This is a genomic window from Gemmatimonadota bacterium (assembly GCA_026706845.1).
Lineage (GTDB): Bacteria > Latescibacterota > UBA2968 > UBA2968 > UBA2968 > VXRD01.
This window is the reverse complement of record JAPOXY010000097.1, coordinates 1-4,370: the sequence shown is the minus strand read 5'-3', so window position 1 is coordinate 4,370 and position 4,370 is coordinate 1. Positions and strand designations below refer to the sequence as shown.

Genomic DNA, 4,370 nt, shown 5'->3' with positions numbered 1-4,370 from the left:
AACTCGAACACCGCAATGCCGACCCCATCTTCATCGACTGGCTCAAAAATGGCGCGCCCGGCAATGTGCCCGAATGCAACCTCTTCGACGGCTACCCCGGCCCCGAAGGCTTTGAAATGTACTCCTCCAATATCTACAAAGGCATTTAAATTCATCCAGGAAGACACTTATGGACGCACATCCAAACAAAGCAGATTACGAAGTCACCCCCAAAAACCCACCGAACGATGGGATTCTCTTCGTAGATCACTCCCCGGCAAGAAGAGGTGGAAATCTCGGGCACGCACTGGTGGAGTATGAGGACGGGAAGATCCTCGCCTTCTATCCGAACTGCTCCGCCGAACGCCACAACCCGGAGAAGCCTAACAGGGGCCACTCGGCCAGGGGCTGGATGGAATACAAGCGATCGGAAGACAGCGGCGAGACATGGAGCGATCGGAACGTGGTTGCCTATTCGAAGAACCTGTTCGACACCGGGCAGAGCGGGAAGACCAGCAAGAAACTGTCTGCCTTCGCCGAGAAGGCAGTTCGGACGGACAAGGGTGAAATCGTCCTCTTTTTCCTTGTATGTGACATCACGACCAATGTCATTTGGAGGCAATTTCAGGTGCCGACATACATCAGCAGTCCGGATGGAGGGCACACATGGCGTGAGCCGTCTGCACTGTGCGACAGTCGGGGCAGGCTCTACGATGCACGGTATTACAACGGAGAGATACTCGTGTTGCACTTCAAGAACGACAACGAGATCAATTTCCTGGGCAACAAGCCCGAGCATGTGTACGAGTTGCACGTGAGCCGAGACGGTGGCCGGACGTTCGTGAAGCGCAGCGAGCTTCCCTTCGACACCATCGGGAAATCGTATGGAACCATGCAGATGCTGGATTCCGGAAGCATTGTCGTCTATGTCTATAACAGCAACGCCGAAGACACGATGGACTATGTGGTGAGCGACGACGGCGGACGGACCTGGTCCGACCCGAAGATCGCACACTTTAAAAAGAAGATCCGAAATCCTCAGATGGCCGTGCTAAACGGCAGTTATTTCATGCATGGACGCAGTGCATTCTTGCAGGGTAAGAAAGAGGAAAAAGGTCACTTTGTTCTGTATGCTTCACGAGATGGCCTTGCTTGGGATGACGGCATCTACTTGAGGATGCGCGAGAAGGGAATCGCAGCATATTCGAACAGCATCGTGGTCGGATCACTGAATCCACACAAGCGGAATCGGCTGCTGCTGCAGGCGTCGCATGCGTATGAACAGCACTTGACGAACGTGTATCACTGGTGGATCGACACGCCATAGAAATGAGTGGAATAGCTCTGGGACTGTGGTGGTCGTCCGTGAACTTCAGAGATCCCAGGATCAGACACATCCATTAAATATTTCACTGAACCGATGTGTTGAGGAGACCCCAAACTTGAAGCAGTCCTTTTACGGAAGAATCTACTCTCAAGGCTACGACCTGGAAGGAAGACGCGGCGATATGCTTCCTTTCTACCTGAACAAGTGGAAAAAAGCTGGAAGACCAGACCCGGTGCTCGAACCGATGTGTGGAACAGGATATTTTCTAATCCCCTTTCTGGAAGCAGGAGCGGATATTGATGGGATAGATGCTTCACCATATATGCTGGCTGAATGTCGTAAGAAATGCGCAGAGAAGGGCTTAGATCCCTCGCTGCATCAACAGTTGATTGAAGAGATCAACCTGTCGCGACAATATGGATTCATTTTCATCCCGGACCGTTCATTTGGTCATCTCTATGAACGGGAAGCTGCTCAGAAATCGCTTCAGAAACTCTGGGACTATCTCTTGCCCGGTGGATGGTTTGTTCTGGACCTCAAGACGCCACCTGAAGAAGGTGAGTTTGGAAAATCAGGCGAAACGGAAATTGAAATCGAAGACCGGCTTGATGGTTCGACTGTTTGGATTACTTCATTATGGTCTGAAAGAGACGGTGGACTTGTCATTCGCAACCTGACCAAATATGAAGTGTATGTGAATGGAGAGCTCACTACGACGGAACTATTCGACTATAATGAACGGTTTTATGACATAGTTGAATTTGAAGAAATGCTGCGTACTACAGGATTTATGGATATACAGACGACGAAAGCTTACGGGGATACCGAACCATCGGAGCATGATATCGTCGTTTTTTCCTGTCGTAAGCCTGAATAAAAGCCCTGCCACATCAACCACCCCCATCGTTAGACGCAAGCGCTTCGAGACCAATAAGGTGTAGTCTCCCCTATCCCATCCGAAACATTCCATTTTATGACATCGTCGTATTATTGAGCAGGGGGTGAGAGCCAGTGGTGCTGGCCCCGAGGCTTCCAAACCGAGGGCTACGGGTATCCTGTGGGATATCCCGTATATGGGTTCGATCCCCACACCCTCTGCCATGATTGACATCAGTGGCGAATTCATTCTATTCACCGATATAGAAAGGCAATTCCATGACGACTGACGGACCACTGAATGAACAAGACCTTGAGCAACTCTCCACCCGAGGCTACGTCAAGGTGCGCGCCTTTACGCCCGAAGACGCCGCAGAGATGGAATCGACGATCTGGCGTCGGCTGGAGAGAGAGGGAGTCTTGCGGGATGATCCTGCGACCTGGCGAAAATACCCGGGAGGAGTCAGCCGATCCGTGAGAAACTCTCGCATCTTTCGAGAAGCCATGACGGCAGAATTTGCAGCAGTGGTAGATCAGTTGCTCGGTCAGGGACGGTGGCGTCCCCCGAAAGATCGCGGCATTGTGCTGTACACCTTCCCCCAGCAGCGAGAAAGTTGGGACATCGCAACCGACTGGCACTGGCACGGAAACCCGCTTCGCAATGTTGACCAACTCCGCGACATCTTCATTTTCTGCTTTCTGAGTAAGGTCGATCCAGAAGGCGGAGGCACGGTTCTGGTTGAGGGTTCACACCACGTTGTGTGCAAGTTCTACAGCGAGCTCACCCCGCATCAGCTTGACCTGAAGGTCAAGCACATAAAGCAAAGGTTCTTTGCCTCTCACACCTGGTTGCGAAATCTAACTCATAAAAGGGACTTCGAGGATCGCAGGCAACGATTCATGGAGAAACCCACCGACGTTTGGGGTCATCCTCTGCGTGTGGTGGAACTGACAGGGGATCCGGGTGAAGCGTATGTCACGAACATGTCGGCTCTGCACTCGAGGAGCTTCAACGTCCTGGATCGACCGCGGTTCATGACGGCGAAGGGAATCAGCCAGAGCGATGCGGAACACCACATAACACGACCAGGCGCACACGGCGAGAACCTTATACGCAAGCCGTGACTTTCACCACCTCGAAGGAGGCGACGCGTCCTGCGCCGTCCAAAAGAATTTCACTGAGACTTCTGGAGGTTCATCATGCGGTTCACTGGCATTTGTTTGACGTACTCCCCCGTCTGAAGCCTGATTCTGAAATCAGAACCGCAGGTTCAGCAGGGATTGTGCGATCATCAGCCGTTGCTGGCTATACAAGCCCAGTCTTACGCGGCCTCCTGCATAGGCGGACGTCCCCACCTGTGAATGTTTATCGCCGCGTTGAGGTCTCTGTCTATTTCAAGACCGCAATGGTCACAACGAAACGTTCTTTCTCGCAATTCAAGATTCTCTTTGGCTGTATCACAACCAGAACAGGTCTTAGACGTTTTTTCCCACATATCAAGTTTTTTGAAACCTGTATCCGTCTTTTTTGCAACATACTCAACGATAGTGAGAAAATCAGAGAAACCGAGGTCGCTAATCTTTTTGCCCCACACCTGTTGCATGGCTTTGATATTTAACGTCTCAAAGCACAAGAAATCATACGCCGCGCATAGTTGATAGGCAAGTCGCCAATGATAGTCCCTGCGCTGATTGGCTATGCGCCGATGCACTCTGGCAAGATTTACGCTTGCTCTGTGACGGTTGTTGCTACCCTTCTGTTTGCGAGAAAGATTGCGATTGGCCTTCTTGACCTTTCTGATGTTACGAAAAAAGAACAAAGGCGATTGTATTCTTGTGCTATCTGAGGCTGTCAGGTATGTTTTCAAGCCGAAGTCAAAGCCTGCGGTTTTACCCGTCTTGACAATGCTTTGCTTGAACCTTTCAGCCTTTGCGACAACACAGAGCCACAAGTCGCCTACACGGTCACGCTTAACAGTGACAGTCTTGACACTTTCTACATCGAAACACCTGCTTTTGTGATACCTAAATACACGCTTGCCGATACGCACTTTATTACGCTCAAGAAATTTGTAGCCTGACTGTTTCAGCGTATAGGACTTGTATTTGAACTTGCTACGGAATTGTGGTGGTCGCTTGTTGTCTCTGGCAAAGAATTTCTGATAGCCAAAGTCTATACGCTCAACCA

The 4,370-nt window shown here is 50.8% G+C and carries 4 protein-coding genes; 3 read left to right on the top strand and 1 reads right to left on the bottom strand.

Annotated elements, in window-relative coordinates; translation table 11 throughout:
- Nucleotides 1-169 precede the first annotated feature (169 nt).
- From OXG87_09870 to OXG87_09860, 3 genes are all read left to right on the top strand, one after another.
- Nucleotides 170-1,306: a sialidase family protein gene (locus OXG87_09870; GenBank protein MCY3869854.1), complete on the top strand. Its 1,137-nt coding sequence runs from the start codon at nucleotides 170-172 to the stop codon at nucleotides 1,304-1,306.
- Nucleotides 1,307-1,421: 115 nt separating this feature from the next.
- Complete coding sequence (locus OXG87_09865) at nucleotides 1,422-2,183, top strand: methyltransferase domain-containing protein (protein MCY3869853.1); 762 nt, start codon at nucleotides 1,422-1,424, stop codon at nucleotides 2,181-2,183.
- A 278-nt stretch (nucleotides 2,184-2,461) separates the two neighbouring features.
- Nucleotides 2,462-3,307, top strand: coding sequence for a hypothetical protein (locus OXG87_09860; protein ID MCY3869852.1), 846 nt, complete (start codon nucleotides 2,462-2,464; stop codon nucleotides 3,305-3,307).
- A 197-nt stretch (nucleotides 3,308-3,504) separates the two neighbouring features.
- Here the strand turns inward: OXG87_09860 and OXG87_09855 are convergent.
- Nucleotides 3,505-4,370 (bottom strand): transposase (locus OXG87_09855; GenBank protein ID MCY3869851.1); only part of this gene is annotated, 866 nt, incomplete at its 5' end.